Here is a 17,053-nt window from a genome sequence, read left to right on the forward strand (position 1 = left end):
TATGTGCCGGCCTGTTGCGGCACCCGGAGTACCGTCCTTGCCCCACACACATATGATGATGCTCGCCGCGCAGCAGCCGCCCAAGGCGGCCGTTGTGCTGGTCGTGGAAGACGACGATCTGGTGCGCCTGATGACGGTGGATTATCTCGAAAGCTGCGGTTATCTGGTGCTGGAGGCGGACAATGCCGCCAAGGCCAGGGCCTGGTTCGAGCGCCAGGCCATCGACCTGATGTTCACCGATGTGCAGATGCCCGGCGACATGGATGGCATCGCGCTGGCCGAATGGGCGCGGGCAAACCATCCGACCGTGCCGGTGATCGTCACCTCCGGCGTCGCCTCGGAACTGGCGCGCTATGCCGCCGGCCTGATGATGGCCAAGCCCTATGACCTCGATGCCGTGCATGCGCGCATCCAGGCGGCGCTGGGCAAACGGATCCTGCCGTCCGGCTAGGCTGCGCGGTTGCGCGTCAGTTCCAGGAACAGGTCTTCCAGATCGGCGTCCTGCGTGGTCAGGTCATGGATCGCCAGCCCCGCCGCCTGCACACGCGCCAGCAGGGTGCTGAACGGCATCTGGCTCGGGCGGTAATGCAGGCGCAGGCGACGCGGCCCAAGCAGTTCGGCGCCGAGGCTTTCCAGCGCCGGCGGCACGGTGGCCAGATCGGCATCCAGCGTCAGGATCACATCTTTGCGGTCGAGCCGGGCCAGCAGTTTCGGCGTGGTGTCATGCGCCACGATGCGGCCGTGGTTGACGATGGCGATATGGTCGCACAGCGCCTCGGCCTCTTCCAGGTAATGCGTGGTCAGCACCACGGTGACGCCCGACTGGTTGAGCTGTCGCACATAGGCCCAGAGCTGCTGGCGCAGTTCGATATCGACGCCGGCGGTGGGCTCGTCCAGCACCAGCACCGGCGGATTGTGCATCAGCGCCTTGGCCACCAGCAGGCGGCGGCGCATGCCACCCGACAGGGTGCGCGCATAGGAGTTGGCCTTGTCGGTGAGGCCAAGCGCGGCCAGGATTTCGTCGGCACGGCGCTCGGCCTTGGGCACGCCATAGAGGCCGGCCTGGAAATCCAGCGCCTCGCGCGGGGTGAAAAACGGATCGAGATTGAGTTCCTGCGGCACCACGCCAATCGCCGCCCGCGCGCGCCGCGTGTCGGTGTCGATGTCATGGCCCCAGACCGCGGCGGTGCCCGAGGTCTTGCGCACCAGGCCGGCCAGGATGTTGATCAGCGTCGATTTGCCGGCACCGTTGGGGCCCAGCAGGCCGAAGAAGCTGCCGCGCGGGATATCCAGCGTCACGCCATGCAGGGCGGTCTTGGCGCCCTTGCCGCTGCCATAGACCTTGACCAGGTCGCGCACGGCAATAGCGGACACGGCAGGAACCCCGGAAAGCAGGGCGGAATCGGCAGCGGGCATGGCTCTGAAGGCCTGTAAGACTGGCGTGGCGAACGGTGCTGCGCTAGGTATCACCTTGGGCCTTGGGGGTCAAACCCGGGGCATCAGCGAACGCTTTCTGGCAGCCCTCCGGAGACCACCATGCAGGCCGTCAAGACTACTGCACCCGAGACCATCACCGTCGACAGCCCGGTCGTGGCCTGCGATGGCGGCGGCGGCGCGCTGGGCCATCCGCGCGTCTATCTCAACATGGGCGACAAGACCGAGATCGACTGCCCCTATTGCGGCCGCCAGTATCTGCTGAAAGACGGCGCGGGCCACGGGCATTAAACCACCACCGTCATGCCCGGCCTTGTGCCGGGCATCCATCCGCCGTCGATATCACGCTCCTCCGTCGCCGTTTCCCCGCCGATGGACGGGATGGATCCCCGGCCAGGAAAGATTCTTCTTGGGCCCGGGGATGACGAAATAGAGAATTTCGGAGAGCGTATCTATATGGCCACCAAACATCGCCTCTATCTGGTTGACGGTTCGGGCTACATCTTCCGGGCCTATCACGCGCTCCCGCCCCTGACGCGCAAATCCGACGGCCTGCCGATCGGCGCCGTGTCGGGCTTCTGCAATATGCTGTCGTCGCTCCGCGACAAGGCCGAGCATGACCAGGCGGTCAGCCACATGGCGGTGATCTTCGATGCCGGCCGCGAAACCTTCCGCAGCGAAATCTATCCCGCCTACAAGGCCAACCGCAGCGAGACGCCGGAAGACCTGATCCCGCAATTCGCGCCGATCCGCGAGGCGACAAAAGCCTTCGGCCTGCCCTCGATCGAGAAGCCGGGCTTCGAAGCCGACGACATCATCGCGACCTATGCCCGCATCGCCAACGCGGCCGGCATGGAGGTCTGCATCGTCTCGTCCGACAAGGACCTGATGCAGTTGGTCAAGGACGGCGTCGGCATGATGGACCCGATGAAGGACCGCAACATCGGGCCGGCCGAGGTGATGGAGAAATTCGGCGTCACGCCCGACAAGGTGATCGATGTGCAGGCGCTGGCCGGCGACAGCACCGATAACGTGCCCGGCGTGCCCGGTATCGGTATCAAGACCGCGGCCGAACTGATCAACACCTATGGCGACCTGGAATCGCTGCTGGCGCGTGCGGGCGAGATCAAGCAGCCCAAGCGGCGCGAGACGCTGCTGACCAATGCCGACAAGGCGCGCATATCGTATCAGCTGGTCAAGCTGAAGGACGATGTGCCGCTGGAGCTGGGGCTCGACGACCTCAAGCTGGGGCCGGTGGAATGGCCGAAGCTGTCGGCTTTCCTCAACGAGATGGAATTCCGCACCCTGACCGCGCGGATCGAAAACCGCCTGAAGGCGCGCGGCACCGATATGAGCGGCGGTGCGACTGGCGTCACGGCGCGGCCGGAGACGATGTACGCACCGGTGGCCTCGGCGCATAAAGCGACGACGCCGATTGCCTATCCGGGCGAAGGCGGGCCGGAAACGCCGCCGGTCAGCCGCGAACATTACGCGCTGGTGCAGGATCTTGGCGCGCTGCAGCACTGGATCGCGCGCGGCTTCGAAACCGGGCTGATCGCGTTCGACACCGAAACCACCAGCCTGTCTCCCACCATGGCCGAGCTGGTCGGCATCAGCCTGGCGGTGGCGCCGGGCGAGGCCTGCTATGTGCCGCTGGGCCATCGCAAGGCCGGTGGCGGGCTCGATTTCGGCGGCGACGGCGCCTTGCAGCAGATTCCGCTGCAGGATGCACTGGCCGCGCTGAAGCCCCTGCTGGCCGATCCCGGCGTGCTGAAGGTCGGGCAGAATATCAAATACGACATGGCGGTGCTGGAAAAGCACGGCGTGCAGATCGTGTCCTACGACGACACCATGCTGATGTCCTACACCCTGGATGCCGGCAAGCATGGCCATGGCATGGACGAGCTGTCGGAACGCCATCTCGGCCATACGCCGATCAGCTATGACGAGGTGACCGGCACCGGCAAGGCGCGCATCTCCTTTGCCGAGGTGGCGCTGGACAAGGCGTGCGACTATGCCGCCGAAGACGCCGATGTGACGCTGCGGCTGTATCACGTGCTGAAGCCGCGCCTGCTGGCCGAAAAGCAGGTGACGCTGTACGAGACCATCGAGCGGCCGCTGCCGGCCGTGGTGGCGGCGATGGAATGTGCCGGCATCAAGGTCGATCCGGCCGAACTCAACCGCCTGTCGGCCGATTTCGCCACCCGTATGGAGGCTTTCGAGAAGAAGGCGCACGAACTGGCGGAGGAAAGCTTCAACATCGGCTCGCCCAAGCAGCTCGGCGAGATCCTGTTCGACAAGATGAAGCTGCCCGGCGGCAAGAAGGGCAAGACCGGCGCCTATTCCACCGGCGCCGAGGTGCTGGAGGAACTGGCCGCCGAGGGCCACGAGCTGCCGCGCGCGGTGCTCGACTGGCGCCAGCTCGCCAAGCTGAAATCCACCTATGCCGATGCGCTGGTCGCCTCGATCAACCCGCGCACCGGCCGCGTGCACACCTCGTTTGCGCTCTCGGCCACCAATACCGGGCGGTTTGCCTCCAGCGATCCCAACCTGCAGAACATCCCGGTGCGCACCGAGGAAGGCCGCAAGATCCGCAAGGCTTTCGTCGCCGAGGCCGGCCACAAGATCATCTCGGCCGACTATTCGCAGATCGAGTTGCGCATCCTCGCCCATATCGCCGATATCGGCACGCTGAAGCAGGCTTTCCGCGATGGCATCGACATCCATGCGCTGACCGCCAGCCAGGTGTTCAACACGCCGGTCGAAGGCATGGATCCGATGGTGCGCCGTGCCGCGAAAGCCATCAACTTCGGCATCATCTATGGCATGAGCGCCTTTGGTCTGGCCGCCCAGCTCGGCATCCCGCAGCGCGAGGCGCAGAGCTATATCGAGGCGTATTTCCAGCGCTATCCCGGCATCCGCGCCTATATGGACAATACGAAAAAGCAGGTGAAGGAGCAGGGCTTCGTCACCACCCTGTATGGCCGGCGCGTGCATTTCCCCAATATCAACTCGAAGAACCCGGCCGAGCGCAATTTCCTCGAACGCGCCGCGATCAACGCGCCGATCCAGGGCTCGGCCGCCGATATCATCAAGCGCGCTATGGCGAAGCTGCCGGCGGCGCTGGCGGCGGAAGGACTCAAGACCCGCATGCTGCTGCAGGTGCATGACGAACTGGTGTTCGAGGCGCCCGACTCAGAGGTGGATGCGCTGATCGCGGTGGCGAAGACGGTGATGCAGTCGGCCGCCACGCTGGATGTGCCGCTGGTGGTGGATGCCGGCGTCGGCGCCAACTGGGAAGCGGCGCACTAGGCGCCTTCTCCACGCCATAGATCGTCACCCTCGGATTTATTCCGAGAGTCCATCTGTAAGTTCCGATGCGCGGATGGTTGGGATGGACCCTAGGGACAAGCCCTAGGGTGACGGCCTTGTTTGTGACGACGCGGTGCCCTACTCAAACACCGGGCGGAAGAAGCTGCGCTCGAAGCGGCGGAAACATTTGGTCTTCTCGTAGAAGGCCAGGGCCGCCTGGCATTCGGCATCGCTCGCCGCCGCCTTGCGATAGGCCTCATAGGCGGCCAGTGACGGGAACGAGAAGCTGGCCAGCGCCACATCGCTGGCGCCCTCGCTGGGCATCAGATAGCCGTGATGCGTGCCGCCCAGCTTGTTGACCAGCCGGATCCACATGCGGCCGTATTCCTCGAAATCCTTCAGGCTGCCGGGATCGACTTCGTAGCGCAGGAAACAGGTGATCATGGCTTGGCCGGGATGCAGCGTTCGACGATGGCGCCGCAGGGCTCCATGATCTCGCGACCCGTCGCGGTGCGGCCGCGGAACTCGACGCTGCGCACCCGCCCGCCCTGCAACGCAAAGGTCGCCTCGCAGTAGCGGAAATAGTCGTAATTGGTTTCGCCGCGATTGGTCGGCGTGTAGCCGATATCGCCGGAGATCGCCACCGCCGAGCGGCTGGTCTCGCGGAAATAGCTCCACAGCGCGATGCCGTTTTCCAGATTGGTGGCGGTCGGCTCGCCGGCGCAGGCCTTGAGCTGGCCCTCGGTCATGCCAACCATCTCGCTGCGGGCGCGCTCGGCCACGTGTTCGAGTGGCGAGGTGCAGGCGGCCAGGAAAAGCAGGGCGATGAGGACGGGGATTTTTTGCATGGCCCCAATCTGCCGCAACGCCCTCTCCGGGTCAAATCCCTCCGTAGCCTTACGATATTGTCGAGCCGCCCGCTTTCCGATACACCAGATGCAACCGAGAAAGGGACGAAAAACCATGGGTGAGACTGTCACCGTAAAGCCGGAGCCGCTGCGCGCCGCCGTGCGCCATATCTGCCTGGCCGCCGGCAGCAACGAACGCGAAGCCACCCTGGTCGCCGAGAATCTGGTGCTGGCCAACCTGAGCGGCCATGACAGCCACGGTGTCGGCATGCTGCCGCAATATATCCTCGCTGCGGTCGAGAAGCGCCTGGTGGTGAATCAGTCGGTGCGCGTGACCAGCGATTTCGGCGCCATCCTCAATCTGGATGGCGGCATGGGCTATGGCCAGGTGATCGGCCATGAGGCGATGGAACTGGGCATCCGCCGCGCACGGCAAACCGGCGCCTGCATCGTGAGCTTACGCGACAGCCACCATATCGGCCGCATCGGCCATTGGGGCGAGCAATGCGCGGCCGCCGGCATGCTCTCGACGCATTATGTCAACGTGGTGGGCCGCCCGCCGCTGGTGGCGCCGTTTGGCGGCGCCGATGCGCGCTTTGCCACCAATCCCTATTGCTGCGCGATTCCGCCGAGCCAGCCGGGCGGCGAGCCCATCGTGCTGGATTTCGCCACCTCCAAGATCGCGATGGGCAAGGTGCGGGTGGCGATGAACAAGGGCGAACAGGTGCCGCCCGGCACGCTGATCAATGCCAACGGCGCACCGACCACCGAGCCGCGCACCATGTTCGACGGCCCGATCGGCGCCATCCTCACCTTCGGCGAACACAAGGGCTATGGCCTGGCGGTGATCGCCGAGCTGCTGGCCGGCGCCTTTACCGGCGGCATCACCATGCATGAAGGCAGCTGGGCGAAGAACACCATCACCAACAACATGTTCTCGGTGATCGTCGATCCGGCCAAGCTGGGCGGCGCCGACAGCTGGCGCCGCGAAGTGGATGCCTTCGTGAAATTCGTCAAGGCCGCGCCGAAAGCGCCCGGCAGTGACGGCGTGCAGGTGGCCGGCGAACCCGAGCGCCGCTATCGCGCCAGCCGCAGCCGCGACGGCATTCCGGTGGATGCCACCACCTGGCGCGAGATCATCAGTGCCGGAGAATCGGTCGGCATCGGCGCCGCCCAGACCAACACAGCCGCAGGACTCTGACATGTCACCCAACCCCGCCGTCCTCCAGGATGCCGCCGACCGCCTGCGCCAGGCCGGCGAGACCGGCATTCCCTGCGCCCCGGTGCGCGAGCAGCTGGGCAACGACATGGCCGCCGCCTATGCCGTGCAGGGCCTCAACCGCGACATCTGGCTCAAGGCCGGGCGGCGCAGTGTCGGTTACAAGATCGCGCTCAGCAACCGCGCGGCGCAGAAGACGATGGGCCTGACCGAACCGGCCTACAGCAACCTCTATGCCGACATGCTGATGGGCGACGGCGATACCGTGGCGAAAGGCCGCGTGATGCAGCCGCGTGTCGAGGGCGAGGTCGCCATCGTGCTGGAGCGCGACCTGGCGATGGAACAGCCGACGCTGGCCGATGTGATCCGCGCCGTCGCCTACTGCCTGCCGGCCATCGAGGTGGTGGGCAGCCGCATCGCCAATCTGGATGCCAAGCCGGTGGATATCGTGGCCGACAATGCCAATGGCGGCGCCTTCGTGCTGGGCGCACCGGCGCGCCGGCTGGAAGGCCTCGACCTGCGCCGCATGCCGATGAGCATGAGCAAGGGCGGCGCGCAGATCATCAGCGGCACCGGCGAGGCGGTGTATGGCAGCCCGCTGCATGCACTGGCCTGGCTGGCCGGACGGCTGGTGAGCGACGAGATGCCGCTGCGTGCCGGCGAGGTGATCATGACCGGCACCTATTTTGCCATGCAGCCCGCCGCACCCGGCGACCTGTTCGAGATCGAGGCCGAGGGGCTCGGCCGCTGCGCTGTCGGTTTCGAGGCCTGAGGAGACCACCATGCGCGCCATCGAACTGCAGAGTTTCTCGGTCGATGCGCTCAAGATGGTCGAGCGGCCGGACCCGACACCGAAAGCCGGCGAGGTGCTGGTGCGGGTGAAGGCCTGCTCGCTGAATTTCCGCGACTGGCTGATGGCACTCGGCCAGTACAATCCAAAGCAGAAGCTGCCGCTGATCCCGGTCTCCGATGCTGCCGGCGAGGTGATCGCCGTGGCAGACGGCGTGACCGGCTTCAAACCGGGCGACCGTGTGCTGGGACATTTCTTCCCCAACTGGCAAAGCGGCGAACCCAGCGTGGCGAAATTCGCCATCAGCATGGGCGGGCCGTTCGACGGCTGGCTGTGTGAACAGCGCTGCTTCCCGGCCAGCGCGCTGGCGCATATCCCCGATCATCTCTCTTATGAAGAGGCAGCCGCCCTGCCCTGCGCGGCCCTCACCGCCTGGAGCGCCATCGTCACGCTGGGCCGCGTGCAGCCGGGCGAGCGCGTGCTGATCCAGGGCACCGGCGGTGTGGCCTTGTTCGCGCTGCAATTCGCCAAGCTGGCCGGGGCCGAGGTGATCATGACCTCGTCGTCGGACGAGAAACTGGCGCGGGTGAAGGCCATGGGCGCCGATCATGGCGTCAACTACAAGGCCGATCCGCACTGGGGCCGCACGGCCCGCGCGCTGACCGGCAATGCCGGGCTGGACCATATCGTCGAGCTGGGCGGCGCCGGCACGCTGATGCAGTCGATCCGCGCGATCCGGCCGGGCGGCACCATCAGCATGATCGGCGTGCTGTCGGGCCCCAGCAACGACCTGCAGATTCCGCTGGTGGTGATGCAGCAGGTGCGGCTGCAGGGCGTGACGGTGGGATCGAAGGAAGGCTTCGACGCCATGCTGCGCGCCATGACACTGGCACAGCTGAAGCCGGTGCTGGATGACCGCTTCGATTTTTCGGAAGCCGGCGTGCGGGCGGCCTTCCGCCATATGGGCAGCGGCAGCCATTTCGGGAAGATCGTGATCGCTCTCACCTGAGGCCCGCGCCTAAACCTCTGTATAGTATCACTGCCCGGCCGGGGGCGGCATGGTAGGTTCAGTTCGATCCTCCAGCCCCCCCCCGAGGCCCTTCATGTTTCTCACCCTGCTTCTGCTTGGCCATACGCTGATCAGCGTCGCCGCCATCATCGCCGGCATCGTCGTGGTTGCCGACCTGCTGCGCGGGCGTGACAGCGGCAGCATGGCGACCGTTTTCCTCGCCACCGCACTGCTCACCAGTGCCACCGGCTTCCTGTTCCCCTTCACCGTGTTCCTGCCCTCGCATGGCACCGCCATCGTGGCACTGGTTGTGTTGGCCGCCACCCTGCCGGCACGCTACAGCTTCCGCCTTGCCGGTCCGTGGCGCGCGGTCTATGCCGGTGGCGCCGTAGCGAGCCTGTTCCTGCTGGTCTTCGTGGCGATCGCGCAGGTCTTTGCCAAGGTGCCATCCCTGCGCGCCACCGCCCCCACCCAGTCTGAACCGCCGTTCCTCATCACCGAGGGCATCACGCTGGCGATTTTCGTGCTGCTGGGCGTGCTGGCGGTGCGCCGCTTTCATCCGGGTGCCGGCCGGCCGGCATAAGCCGTTATTCACCGCGCGTATTGGCTGGCGCGAGCGGACGGATTGGCTAGAGTGCGCGCGTGGAAAAACGCGTCGCACTCTACACCTTCGGAATCTTCCGGCGGCCCTCGGCAGATCCGGTCAACGACAGCTTCCACGCCCGCAACGACATCAATCTTGCCGCTGTCGCGCTGAGCGACGGCTTCATCGCACGCTCGGGCTATGACGGCGATCCCGGCCCGGCCAGCTGGGGCCCGGCGGCCTATCCGCGTTTCCACACCGGCAGCGACCCGCATTCGCCCTCCACGCTGTCGCTGTGGGCCGACCTCGAATCACCGCTGGCCTTCACCTACAGCGGCATCCATGCCGAGGCCCTGGCGCATGGCCGCGACTGGTTCCTGAAGCCCGCCCTGCCGCCACAAAAACCGGCCTGGCCGCCTTACGTGCTGTGGTGGGTGGCCGGCGACCATGTGCCAGACTAGCGCGAAGCGGTGGAGCACCAAGAATATCTGCATGACCATGGCCCATCGCCGCGCGCCTTCGACTGGAAGACCGCCTTCGATGCGCAGGGGCAGCCAACGGTTATCGACCGCGACCTGGTCCGGCGCCGAACAGAGAGCAACCTGACGCACCAGGCTGCGGCGTCTCAGGCCGCCGGATAGGCCGGGCGCGCTCCATCCCGCCGCAGGTCCGCTATTGCAAATGCGTATCAGGCGCCATACGCGCCGCCCCGACTTGCTGCTTATCGAAAAATAACTCCGCTTTTCCGCGAAATCTGACGTAAGCACACAAGTGTATTCCGCCCCGGCGGGGCCAAGAAACTTGTGGGACATAAGATGGCTTTGGTTTCTGCGTATGACGAGCGTGCCCTCGCGAAGCAACAGACAAAACGATCCTGGTTTGGCATCGGGCCCCGCATAGCCCTTGGCGTCGCCGCCCTGGTCGCCGTCGAAGCCGCGATCTACACGGCAACCACCTTCCACGAGATGTCCACCTCCATCGAGGAAGAAGCGCACGAAAGGATGGAGCTTTCGGCGCTGGCGGCGAAAGACCGCTTCCTGGCCATTGCCGCTGCGACACAGTCCTATGCGGAAATCTTCAGCCGTCATGGCCGTGTCGTGGACGCGCTGGCCTCTGGCGACATGGCCGCGCTGGAAAGCTTCCTGGTGCCGGAAACAACCCGCATCCGGGCCCTGGATCCTGTCGTCGGCGCAATCGAAGTGACCGACACCAAGGGTATCGTGGTTCTGCGTGGCCATAACCCGAAATCCAAAGGCGATGACAAGACCAAAGTGCCCACCGTGGCGGCGGCCTTGCAGGGTAATGCGACGGCGGCCTGGATCGTCTCCCCCACCAGCAAGGAGCTGGCACAGGAAACCGTATCCCCGATCCGGAATGGCACGACCATCATCGGCACCATCAAGGTCGGCAGCTATGTGCGCGATGACACGGCAAAGCGGATTGCCGATGCCGCCCGGATGGGCGTGGCCTTCTTTGTCGACGGCAAACAGACCGGCCGCTCGGGCGATCATCTGAAAGACTGGGTACCGGCGGACACTGCACCCCTGTCAGCGACGCGCGACACTTACGGTCGCGCCCAGATTGCCGGCGTGACCTATGATGTCGCATTCATTCCGCTGCTGGACAAACAGGGCAAGTTGCTGCTGACCGTGGCCCTGCTGGGCGACCGCTCGAAACTTGAAGCCGCCGTGTCCGGACAGCTCCGCGACAGCATCCTGCTGGGCGCGGGCATGACGATCGTGTTCATCGGCATCGCGCTCGCATTCGCCCTGTCGGTGGCGCGGCCGATTACCCGCCTGACCGGTCGCATGAACGAACTCGCCGGCGGCGATGCAAGCGTCGCGATTCCAGACACCGGCCGCAGGGATGAACTCGGCGCCATGGCGCGGGCCTTGCTGATTTTCCGTGATGGCATTGCCGAGAAGAACCGCCTGGAAACCGAGAGCGCCGCTACGCGGGCCGCTGCAGACCAGGCGCGTGCGGAACGCGAGGCGCGCGAAGCCGCCGCCGGGCGCGAGATCGCCGGACTCTGCGACCAGATTTCGAACGGCGACCTGTCAGGCCGGATTTCAGAAGCCGGCAAGAACGGCTTCCTGCTCGAGGTCACCCGCCAGCTCAACAGGCTGGCCCAGACGCTGGAGGGCGTCACCGGCGAGGTGGCCAATGTGATAACCGGCATCGCCGATGGCGACCTGCGCAGGCAGGTACAGGGCACCTACAATGGGGTGTTTGGCAAACTGAAGGACGGCGCCAACGGAACCTCGGCCAAACTGCGGGAATTCGCAGGCCAGCTCAGCAACACAGCCGAAGATGTCAATCGGGCGGCCGGAGAGATTGCCGAAGTCAGTCATGAACTCGGCAGCCGGACCGCAGCCCAGGCCTCGACGCTTGAGGAAACGGCTGCGGCGATGCACGAAATCACCACGACGGTGAAGCAGAATGCCGATTTCGCCCAGAATGCCAGCCAGCTTTCGGCCAGTGCCAGCTCGCGCGCCGATGCCGGTGGCGCGGTGGTCGGCGAAGCAGTCACGGCCGTCAGCGACATCGAGACCAGCGCCCGCAAAATCAGCGAGATCGTGTCGCTGATTGACGAGATCGCCTTCCAGACCAACCTGCTGGCACTGAATGCGTCCGTCGAGGCGGCGCGCGCCGGCGAGTCCGGCAAGGGTTTTGCCGTGGTGGCACAGGAGGTCCGCGCGCTGGCACAGCGCTCGGCCAATGCGTCGAAGGACATCAAGGCGCTGATCACCGAGTCGAATGTCAAAGTGAAATCCGGCGCCACCCTGGTGAATCAGACCGGCGCCTCCCTCGCGGAAATCGTTACCGCGATCAAGAAGGCGTCCGATATCGTTGCCGATATCGCCGCCGGCAGCCGCGAGCAGGCGGTCGGCCTCGAGCAGGTCAACCAGGCCATCACCAGCATGGATGAAGCGACCCAGCGCAATGCCGCCATGGTCGAGGAAACCAATGCGGCGGCACAGACCCTGGCAACCCAGGCAGGGCAGCTCTCAAGCCTGGTCCGCTTCTTCAAGTCCTGACCGGATCGGAAATCCGGCTTCAGGCGCGGGCAGCGGCAGACTCCGCCGCGACCTGCGGCGGACCCAGCACGCGTTCGATCAGCGCGGTATCGGCATATTCGGTGATCTCGACCACGCGGCCATCGCGCAGCCGGAAGATCATGCAATAGCTGTTGCAATAGGATTCGCCCGCTTTGGTGCGCCCGTTGCCGCGCGCCTGCACCACCACGCAGTCGGCCTCGGCGATGAAGCGCGAGGCACTGAGACGGTTGGGGCCGTCGAGCACCGCATGCAGCGGCTTGAGCAGGCTGGCCTTCACGGCTGATTTTCCCTGATAGCTGCGCGACCAGCCGGTGCTGCCCTCGACATGCCAGACCACATCCTCGGCCAGCATGTCGAGGAACGGCTGGCCCTGGCCGGCGGCGAGATCGGCAAAAACCCATTGCAGCAGCGCCTTGTTGGCGGCGGCCTGTTTCTGTGGCGTGGTCATCGGCAATCCTCCGGTTGCCCGCCAGACTGCCGCCGGCCACTTCATTCTTCCAATCGATAGTCTGTATGATTTATATTCGTGGCATGAATTTGTCCGCCCTCGACCTCAACCTGCTGGTGGCGCTGGATGCGCTGGTGAGCGAGGCGCATGTCGGCCGCGCCGCCCTGCGCATCGGCCTGTCGCAGCCGGCGATGAGCCACGCGCTGCGCCGGCTGCGCGAGATTCTGCACGATCCGCTGCTGGTGCGGGTCGGTCCCGGCATGGAACTGACACCACGAGCACAGGGCCTGCGCGCGCCCCTGAAGCAGACGCTGGAGAGTGTGCGCGGGCTGTTCGTCGCCGATGGCTTCGATCCGGCCAGCAGCACGCGGCGCTTCGCGCTGATGATCCCCGACTACATCATCAATTTCGTGCTGCCGCCGCTGGTCGGCCGCATCGCCGCCGAGGCGCCGGGCGTGCGGCTGGACGTAACGCCGTGGCGCGGCGCACCGCTGCAGGCGAGCGGCGCCATCGCGCCCGACATCGCCCGCCGCATCGACTTCGCCTTCAACTGCCGGCCCGGTGCCCTGCCCGGCTTCCATCGCCAGCGCCTGTTCGGCGATGTCGACATGCTGGCGGTGCGACGCGGACATCCGCAGGCGGCGAGGCTGAAGCAGATGAAGGTTTTCCTCGCTGCCCGCCATGTGGCGGTGATCGGCCGCGGCCAGGACGAAGACCTGATCGACAGCTGGCTGCAGCAGCAGGGCATTCAGCGCCGCATTGCGCTGTCCGTGCCCAGCTACTTGCAAGCATTGCATACCGTGGCGCAGAGCGACCTGGTCGCCTTCGTGCCGGGCCGGCTGATCGCCAGCCTGAGCCGGCAGCTCGATCTGGTGGCGCTGGCCCCGCCGCTGCAGCCCGAGGGCGATGAGGAATACCTGTTCTGGCCGGTGCGGCACCAGAACGACCCTGGCTCGCTGTGGCTGCGCCGCCATATCCTTGCCGTCGGCCGCGACCTGGACAAGCAGAAGCCCAAGACCGCTCAGGCGCGCCGCTAATCCGCCGCCCGTGCATCGGCGGCGATCGCCGGCAGCTGGCGCACGCGACTGCGTGGAAAACGCAGCGTCACGCTGGTGCCTTCGCCCTCGCGGCTGTCGATGGTGATTGAGCCGCCATGTAGCCGCATCAGCGCCTGCACCAGCGGCAGGCCGAGACCGGTGCCGCCATAGGACTTGTTCATGTGGTGATGCAGCTGCACGAAGGGTTCGAGCGCGCGTGGCACATCCTCGCGCTTCATGCCGATGCCGGTATCGCTGACCGTGATCGCCAGCCGGCCATCGTCCTCCTGCTGCACGGCGAGGCTGACACTGCCGCCCGGCGGCGTGAATTTCACCGCATTGCCGAGCAGGTTGAGCAGCATCTGCCGCACGGCGCGTTCGTCTGCCAGCAGGTAAGGCAGCAGATCGGGGAAGCTGCCGCGCAGGCTGACACTGGCAGCCGAGGCGCGTTCACGCATCAGACGCAAGGCAGCCTCGGCATGCTCATGCACATCCATCTCGACATCATGCAGCTCGACGCGGCCGGCCTCGATGCGGGTATGGTCGAGCAGGTCGTTGACCAGGCTGAGCAGGTGGCGACCGCTGGCCAGGATGTCGCTGGCGTAATCCTTGTAGCGCGGATCGCCGAGATGGCCGAACAGCTCGTTGGTGAGAATCTCGGAAAAGCCGATCACGGCATTCAGCGGCGTGCGCAGTTCGTGGCTCATACTGGCGAGGAAGGCCGACTTGGCATTGCTGGCCTCCTCGGCGGCCTGCTTGGCGCGCTTGAGATCCTCGATGGCGCGGCGCAGCGCATCGGCATCGCGGGTGACGCGGGCGATCACACGGTTGTACTGCAGCGCAATGGTCTCGACCTCGGAACCGACGACGACGCGCACCGGCTGGTCGAAGCGCCCCTCGCGGCGCTGGCGCTCCATGTCGCCGACCAGATCGAGCATGGCCGAGCCGGCGCCATGTTCGGCCTGGTTGAGGCCGATGGCCTCGGCCTCGCTGGTGACACGCAGCGGCACCGCCATGTTGATCAGCCGCAGCAGGATATAGGTGACACCGAAGCCATAGACGGCAGCGGCGGCGCAGCCGAGCAGCTGGATGCCGAACTGGGTGAAGCGGTCATGCTGTACAGGCCAGCCGGCCGGGTCGCCGAAGATTGCCACCGCCAGCGTGCCCCAGATGCCGGCGCACAGATGCACCGGCACGGCGCCAACCGCATCGTCGATCTTCCAGCGTTCCAGCAGCTCGGCACCGGCAATCGCCACGCCGCCGCCGACGGCGCCGATGATGACGGCGCCGAGCCCCGAGGTGTTGTGGCAGTTGGCGGTGATCGCCACCAGGCCGGCCAGCGTGCCATTGAGGAAATCCTCAACGCGGATCTTGTCATACAGCAGCTGCGACAGGATCAGGTTGGCGACACCGCCGGCACAGCCGCCCAGCGTGGTGTTGATCAGGATGGAGGGCACACTCTCGTTCAGCGCCAGGGTCGAGCCGCCGTTGAAGCCGAACCAGCCGAACCACAGCAGCATGACGCCGAGTGTCGACATCACCAGGTCATGGCCCCGCATGCTGGGCTGGCCGGGCAGGAAGCGGCCGGTGCGCGGCCCGATGATCAGCACGGCGGCCAGCGAGACCCAGCCGCCGATCGAATGCACCACGCTGGAGCCGGCGAAATCGATGAAGCCAAGCTGCGCCAGCCAGCCGCTGCTGCCGCCGAACTGGCCAGTATTCCAGGCCCAGTTGGCATAGACCGGATAGATCAGGCTCGAGATCACGATGGTGATGGCGATGTAGCTGGCAAAGCTGACCCGTTCGGCCACCGCGCCCGACACTATGGTGGCCGAGGTGCCGCAGAACATCAGCTGGAACAGGAAGAAGACGCCGACCGCGATCTCGCCGCGGGCATCGAACAGCCAGTGGGTGGCCCCGATCCAGCCATTGCCGGCCCCGAAGGCGAAGGCGAAACCAAAGGCCCAGAACAGCAGGGCGGCGATGCAGAAATCGGCCAGGTTCTTCAACGCCACGTTGATACTGTTCTTGGCGCGCACGAAGCCGCTTTCCAGGCAACAGAAGCCGGCCTGCATGGTGAAGATCATGCAGGTGGCGATAACGATCCAGACGATGTCGATGCGATCAGGGGTCATGCGGGCCTGACCAATAGAGAAAGCAAGAGCCGTACCATGCCGAATCAGCGATTCCCGCGCTTGTACGGGGCACCGGCATGCCTATATTTTCACCATGGCTGTCGGCATTTGCAGCGTGGGCTGTTGGCTTTTGCCGCCTGCGCCCTTATCTCTGGTCCCGACAGCAAACCCCTTTTCAAGCGACGATGACCGCCATGGACCTTTCGCCCAAATCTCCCGCCAGCTTGCCAGGCCTGACCGGACTGACCGCGTCCGCCGGGACACCTCCCAGTGCAGCACCCGCTGCGGCTGCAGACCTGATCAAGGATGTCGACATCACCACCTTCATGGAAGACGTGGTGCAGGCCTCGATGAAGCAGCCGGTGCTGGTCGACTTCTGGGCGCCGTGGTGCGGCCCCTGCAAGCAGCTGACCCCGGCGCTGGAAAAGCTGGTCAAGGCGGCGAACGGCAAGCTGCGCCTGGTCAAGATCAATGTCGACGATCCGAAGAACCAGCCGCTGGCCCAGCAGCTGCGCATCCAGTCGATCCCGGCGGTCTATGCCTTCTCGCAGGGCCAGCCGGTGGATGGCTTCGTCGGCGCGCTGCCGGAAAGCCAGCTGAAGAAATTCGTCGAAGGCCTGCCGGGCGCCGGCGCCATCGAGGATACCGCCGCCGAAGCCATCGAGGCCGGCAAGACCGCGCTTGCCGCCCAGGCCTGGGAAGATGCCGCCACGGCGTTTTCCACCGCACTGGGCACCGAGCCGGAAAACATCTCGGCCCTGGGCGGCCTGGCCCGCGCACTGATCGGCATGGGCGAAGTCGAAGAAGCCAAGGAAATCCTCGGCCAGATTCCGCCCGACAAGGCCGAGCATGCCGATGTGGTGGCTGCGCGCTCCGCACTCGAACTGCTGGAAGCCGGCAGCCAGGCGGCGGGCAACCTGAAGCCGCTGGAAGCCGCCGTCGCCGCCAATCCGAACGATCACCAGGCGCGGCTGGACTATGCCGTGGCGCTGCATGGCGCCGGCCAGCAGGCCGAGGCAATCGACCAATTGCTGGATATCGTCAAGCGTGACCGCAAATGGAACGACGAGGCCGCCCGCAAGCAGCTGGTGAAGATCTTCGAGGCGATGGGCCCGATGGATCCGGTGGTGGTGGATGCGCGCCGCCGGCTGTCGTCGATCCTGTTCGCCTGAGCATGGG

16 protein-coding genes are annotated in these 17,053 nt (G+C 65.7%); 11 read left to right on the forward strand and 5 right to left on the reverse strand.

What is annotated here, in order from left to right:
* Positions 1–37 precede the first annotated feature (37 nt).
* Complete coding sequence (locus tag AAG821_RS07040) at positions 38–451, forward strand: response regulator (RefSeq protein ID WP_341909360.1); 414 nt, start codon at positions 38–40, stop codon at positions 449–451.
* Here AAG821_RS07040 and AAG821_RS07045 read toward each other — a convergent pair.
* The gene (locus AAG821_RS07045; RefSeq protein ID WP_341909358.1) at positions 448–1,416 is read right to left on the reverse strand and encodes an ABC transporter ATP-binding protein; all 969 of its coding nucleotides are present in this window, start codon (positions 1,414–1,416) and stop codon (positions 448–450) included. The genes AAG821_RS07040 and AAG821_RS07045 overlap by 4 nt on opposite strands.
* 120 nt (positions 1,417–1,536) lie before the next feature.
* On the opposite strand from AAG821_RS07045, the gene AAG821_RS07050 reads away from it, so the two are divergent.
* Both AAG821_RS07050 and polA read left to right on the forward strand, forming a co-directional pair.
* A complete protein-coding gene (locus AAG821_RS07050; protein WP_341909356.1) occupies positions 1,537–1,725 on the forward strand; it encodes a zinc-finger domain-containing protein in 189 nt (62 codons plus the stop codon).
* A gap of 165 nt (positions 1,726–1,890) precedes the next feature.
* Positions 1,891–4,746 (forward strand): DNA polymerase I, encoded by a 2,856-nt coding sequence (gene polA, locus AAG821_RS07055; protein ID WP_341909355.1) that lies wholly within the window; start codon positions 1,891–1,893, stop codon positions 4,744–4,746.
* A 138-nt stretch (positions 4,747–4,884) separates the two neighbouring features.
* Here the strand turns inward: polA and AAG821_RS07060 are convergent, their stop codons facing one another.
* Entirely contained in the window at positions 4,885–5,190 is a 306-nt protein-coding gene (locus AAG821_RS07060) for an NIPSNAP family protein (protein WP_341909352.1), read from the reverse strand.
* Entirely contained in the window at positions 5,187–5,594 is a 408-nt protein-coding gene (locus AAG821_RS07065) for a hypothetical protein (protein ID WP_341909350.1), read from the reverse strand. The genes AAG821_RS07060 and AAG821_RS07065 overlap by 4 nt, the downstream gene beginning before the upstream one ends.
* A 115-nt stretch (positions 5,595–5,709) precedes the next feature.
* Between AAG821_RS07065 and AAG821_RS07070 the strand changes: the two genes are divergently transcribed.
* The 6 genes from AAG821_RS07070 to AAG821_RS07095 all read left to right on the forward strand — a co-directional run bounded on the left by AAG821_RS07070 (position 5,710) and on the right by AAG821_RS07095 (position 12,233).
* Positions 5,710–6,795, forward strand: a complete 1,086-nt coding sequence (locus AAG821_RS07070) for a malate/lactate/ureidoglycolate dehydrogenase (RefSeq protein WP_341909348.1) — start codon at positions 5,710–5,712, stop codon at positions 6,793–6,795.
* Between the two features lies 1 nt (position 6,796).
* The gene (locus AAG821_RS07075) at positions 6,797–7,585 is read left to right on the forward strand and encodes a fumarylacetoacetate hydrolase family protein (protein ID WP_341909346.1); all 789 of its coding nucleotides are present in this window, start codon (positions 6,797–6,799) and stop codon (positions 7,583–7,585) included.
* A gap of 10 nt (positions 7,586–7,595) precedes the next feature.
* Positions 7,596–8,612, forward strand: a complete 1,017-nt coding sequence (locus AAG821_RS07080; protein ID WP_341909344.1) for an NAD(P)-dependent alcohol dehydrogenase — start codon at positions 7,596–7,598, stop codon at positions 8,610–8,612.
* 94 nt (positions 8,613–8,706) lie between these two features.
* On the forward strand, positions 8,707–9,195 hold the full coding sequence (locus AAG821_RS07085; protein WP_341909342.1) for a hypothetical protein: 489 nt from the start codon (positions 8,707–8,709) through the stop codon (positions 9,193–9,195).
* Between the two features lie 59 nt (positions 9,196–9,254).
* Positions 9,255–9,656 (forward strand): DUF3291 domain-containing protein, encoded by a 402-nt coding sequence (locus AAG821_RS07090; protein WP_341909341.1) that lies wholly within the window; start codon positions 9,255–9,257, stop codon positions 9,654–9,656.
* Positions 9,657–10,010: 354 nt separating this feature from the next.
* Positions 10,011–12,233, forward strand: a complete 2,223-nt coding sequence (locus AAG821_RS07095; RefSeq protein WP_341909339.1) for a methyl-accepting chemotaxis protein — start codon at positions 10,011–10,013, stop codon at positions 12,231–12,233.
* A gap of 19 nt (positions 12,234–12,252) precedes the next feature.
* Here the strand turns inward: AAG821_RS07095 and AAG821_RS07100 are convergent, their stop codons facing one another.
* Entirely contained in the window at positions 12,253–12,702 is a 450-nt protein-coding gene (locus AAG821_RS07100) for a nuclear transport factor 2 family protein (RefSeq protein ID WP_341909336.1), read from the reverse strand.
* Between the two features lie 83 nt (positions 12,703–12,785).
* Between AAG821_RS07100 and AAG821_RS07105 the strand changes: the two genes are divergently transcribed.
* Positions 12,786–13,739 carry a LysR family transcriptional regulator gene (locus AAG821_RS07105; protein ID WP_341909334.1) on the forward strand — a complete coding sequence of 318 codons (954 nt, stop codon included), beginning with the start codon at positions 12,786–12,788 and terminating at the stop codon, positions 13,737–13,739.
* Here AAG821_RS07105 and amt read toward each other — a convergent pair.
* A complete protein-coding gene (gene amt / locus AAG821_RS07110) occupies positions 13,736–15,874 on the reverse strand; it encodes an ammonium transporter (protein WP_341909332.1) in 2,139 nt (712 codons plus the stop codon). The two genes, AAG821_RS07105 and amt, sit on opposite strands and share 4 nt — an antisense overlap.
* A 194-nt stretch (positions 15,875–16,068) precedes the next feature.
* Here amt and AAG821_RS07115 point away from each other — a divergent pair, with 194 nt between their 5' ends.
* On the forward strand, positions 16,069–17,046 hold the full coding sequence (locus tag AAG821_RS07115; RefSeq protein ID WP_341909330.1) for a co-chaperone YbbN: 978 nt from the start codon (positions 16,069–16,071) through the stop codon (positions 17,044–17,046).
* Positions 17,047–17,053 lie beyond the last annotated feature (7 nt).

Origin of the sequence: Ferrovibrio terrae, from assembly GCF_943372915.1 — a bacterium.
Classification (GTDB): domain Bacteria; phylum Pseudomonadota; class Alphaproteobacteria; order Ferrovibrionales; family Ferrovibrionaceae; genus Ferrovibrio; species Ferrovibrio terrae_A.

What these genes read in the sequence shown, in the direction of transcription:
- AAG821_RS07045 (WP_341909358.1), bottom strand. Translation starts at nt 1,416, where the DNA reads ATGCCCGCTGCCGATTCCGCCCTGCTTTCCGGGGTTCCTGCCGTGTCC.
- AAG821_RS07115 (WP_341909330.1), top strand. Translation starts at nt 16,069, where the DNA reads ATGGACCTTTCGCCCAAATCTCCCGCCAGCTTGCCAGGCCTGACCGGA.
- AAG821_RS07095 (WP_341909339.1), top strand. Translation starts at nt 10,011, where the DNA reads ATGGCTTTGGTTTCTGCGTATGACGAGCGTGCCCTCGCGAAGCAACAG.
- AAG821_RS07050 (WP_341909356.1), top strand. Translation starts at nt 1,537, where the DNA reads ATGCAGGCCGTCAAGACTACTGCACCCGAGACCATCACCGTCGACAGC.
- AAG821_RS07080 (WP_341909344.1), top strand. Translation starts at nt 7,596, where the DNA reads ATGCGCGCCATCGAACTGCAGAGTTTCTCGGTCGATGCGCTCAAGATG.
- AAG821_RS07105 (WP_341909334.1), top strand. Translation starts at nt 12,786, where the DNA reads ATGAATTTGTCCGCCCTCGACCTCAACCTGCTGGTGGCGCTGGATGCG.
- amt (WP_341909332.1), bottom strand. Translation starts at nt 15,874, where the DNA reads ATGACCCCTGATCGCATCGACATCGTCTGGATCGTTATCGCCACCTGC.
- AAG821_RS07075 (WP_341909346.1), top strand. Translation starts at nt 6,797, where the DNA reads ATGTCACCCAACCCCGCCGTCCTCCAGGATGCCGCCGACCGCCTGCGC.
- AAG821_RS07085 (WP_341909342.1), top strand. Translation starts at nt 8,707, where the DNA reads ATGTTTCTCACCCTGCTTCTGCTTGGCCATACGCTGATCAGCGTCGCC.
- AAG821_RS07070 (WP_341909348.1), top strand. Translation starts at nt 5,710, where the DNA reads ATGGGTGAGACTGTCACCGTAAAGCCGGAGCCGCTGCGCGCCGCCGTG.
- AAG821_RS07065 (WP_341909350.1), bottom strand. Translation starts at nt 5,594, where the DNA reads ATGCAAAAAATCCCCGTCCTCATCGCCCTGCTTTTCCTGGCCGCCTGC.
- polA (WP_341909355.1), top strand. Translation starts at nt 1,891, where the DNA reads ATGGCCACCAAACATCGCCTCTATCTGGTTGACGGTTCGGGCTACATC.
- AAG821_RS07100 (WP_341909336.1), bottom strand. Translation starts at nt 12,702, where the DNA reads ATGACCACGCCACAGAAACAGGCCGCCGCCAACAAGGCGCTGCTGCAA.
- AAG821_RS07060 (WP_341909352.1), bottom strand. Translation starts at nt 5,190, where the DNA reads ATGATCACCTGTTTCCTGCGCTACGAAGTCGATCCCGGCAGCCTGAAG.